Source organism: Tunicatimonas sp., assembly GCF_049647865.1.
In the GTDB taxonomy this organism is placed as follows: Bacteria; Bacteroidota; Bacteroidia; order Cytophagales; family Cyclobacteriaceae; genus Tunicatimonas.
The window spans coordinates 1-1977 of record NZ_JBARYM010000599.1 but is presented as its reverse complement, the minus strand read 5'-3'; the positions used below and the strand labels follow the sequence as shown (position 1 = coordinate 1977).

Below are 1977 nucleotides of genomic sequence, written 5' to 3'. Positions count from 1 at the left end.
GATTAATTACGAAAGTTTATACGCTCGGGCCAGTGCGCCTTTACAAAACCTCGAACAGTTTTTACGAGATAACAATATTACCGAAAAGCCCCCCGGTTTTTTAGTGGATGATTTACGGAATAGTCTACTTGGTTTTATTACTAAAGTAGAGTTTCAGGATATTATCAATAGCCTCATTTCATTTACCGGTAACTTTTTTGTAGGAACACTCGCCATCATTTTTATTACATTTATTTTTATGTATGAAAAAGGATTGGTCCGCCGTCAAGTTATTAAACTAATTCCTAACCAGTATTTTGAAGTATTTATTGCCGCAATCTATAAAATTGAAACGCTGCTCTCTAATTACCTAATTGGGCTGTCGTTTCAGGTATTTGCTATCTTTTGTATAGCTTCGCTAGGGCTTAGTATTTTGGGAGTGAAGTACGCTTTTACTATTGCCATCTTTGCAGCACTAGCGAACATAATTCCCTATGCGGGCCCAATAATAGGAGCTACGTTTGGCATTATTGTAGGGCTATCTACCATAATAGCCGATGGCAATACTCAAGAGATAGTTGTACTCGTTGTTAAGATTCTATCAGTATTTACGGTAGTGCAACTTGCTGATAATCTACTACTTCAACCTCTTATTTTCTCAAAAAGCGTAAAAGCCCACCCTTTAGAAATTTTTATTATTATTTTTGCGGGCGCTACCGTGGCGGGTGTCATCGGCATGATTGTCGCCATTCCAGTATATACCATTTTACGAGTGGTTACTACGGAACTCTACATCGGTTACAGGCAATACCGGGTGTTTAAAAGCTGAGATGTAAAATACGAAAAAGCTAGAAGCATTAACTCTGAAGTAATAACTATTCGTTTCCCTTTCTAATACCTAATACCTAAATCAATCAGCCATTTAACAATTTGACAATTAAAATATATGAGCTTACAGTGTGGTATTGTAGGACTTCCTAACGTTGGTAAGTCAACATTATTTAACGCCTTATCTAGTGCCAAAGCAGAGGCAGCTAACTTTCCTTTTTGTACTATTGAGCCCAACGTGGGCGTCGTTACCGTGCCTGATTCTCGTTTAAAAACGTTAGAAAAGCTGGTAAATCCGCAAAAAGTTATACCCACAACTATTGAGTTTGTGGACATTGCTGGTTTAGTAAAAGGAGCTAGTAAAGGTGAAGGGTTAGGCAACAAATTTTTAGCCAATATTCGGGAGGTAGACGCTATCATCCATGTAATCCGATGCTTTGTAGATGACAATGTGGTACACGTAGCGGGGAGCGTTGACCCAGTATTTGATAAAGAAGTAATTGATACTGAACTACAACTAAAAGACCTAGAATCAGTAGAAAAGAAAATTACCCGATTAGAGAAGATTGCCAAATCAGGCGATACTACAGCTCGCAAGCAATTAGCTACACTGCAAACCTACAAATCTCACTTAGAAGGTGGTAAAAACGCTCGGTCAATAGACGTACCGAAAGAGGATAAAGAAGCTGTAGCTGATCTTTTTCTGCTAACGGCCAAACCTGTGATTTACGTAGCCAACGTAGATGAAGACTCTACTATTTCGGGCAACAAGTATGTAGAAGCGCTAAAAGAAGCAGTCAATCAAGAGCAGTCCGAAGTTCTATTAATTAGTGCGGCTATTGAATCGCAGATTGCTGAGTTAGACCCCGAAGAGAGAGGCTTATTCTTAGAAGAATACGGTCTGAAAGAATCAGGCTTAGATCGGCTTATTCGGGCTTCGTACCGTCTGCTAAATTTAATTACTTATTTTACAGCCGGTGAAACAGAGGTACGCGCTTGGACTATTGTTGATGGTTGGAAAGCTCCCAAGGCAGCGGGAGTCATTCATACTGACTTTGAGAAAGGATTTATTAAGGCAGAAGTCATCAAGCTAAATGATTATCAACAGTACCAATCAGAAGTAGCAGTGAAAGAAGCGGGTAAGATGGCTATTGAAGGTAAAGAGTATAC

At 39.3% G+C, this 1977-nt stretch carries 2 protein-coding genes; both read left to right on the top strand.

The window, feature by feature from the left end; all coding sequences use genetic code 11:
- On the top strand, positions 1-808 hold an 808-nt coding region (locus WBA23_RS17590; protein WP_424583595.1), incomplete at its 5' end, for an AI-2E family transporter.
- 117 nt (positions 809-925) lie between these two features.
- Positions 926-1977 (top strand): redox-regulated ATPase YchF (gene ychF, locus WBA23_RS17585; RefSeq protein ID WP_424583594.1); only part of this gene is annotated, 1052 nt, incomplete at its 3' end.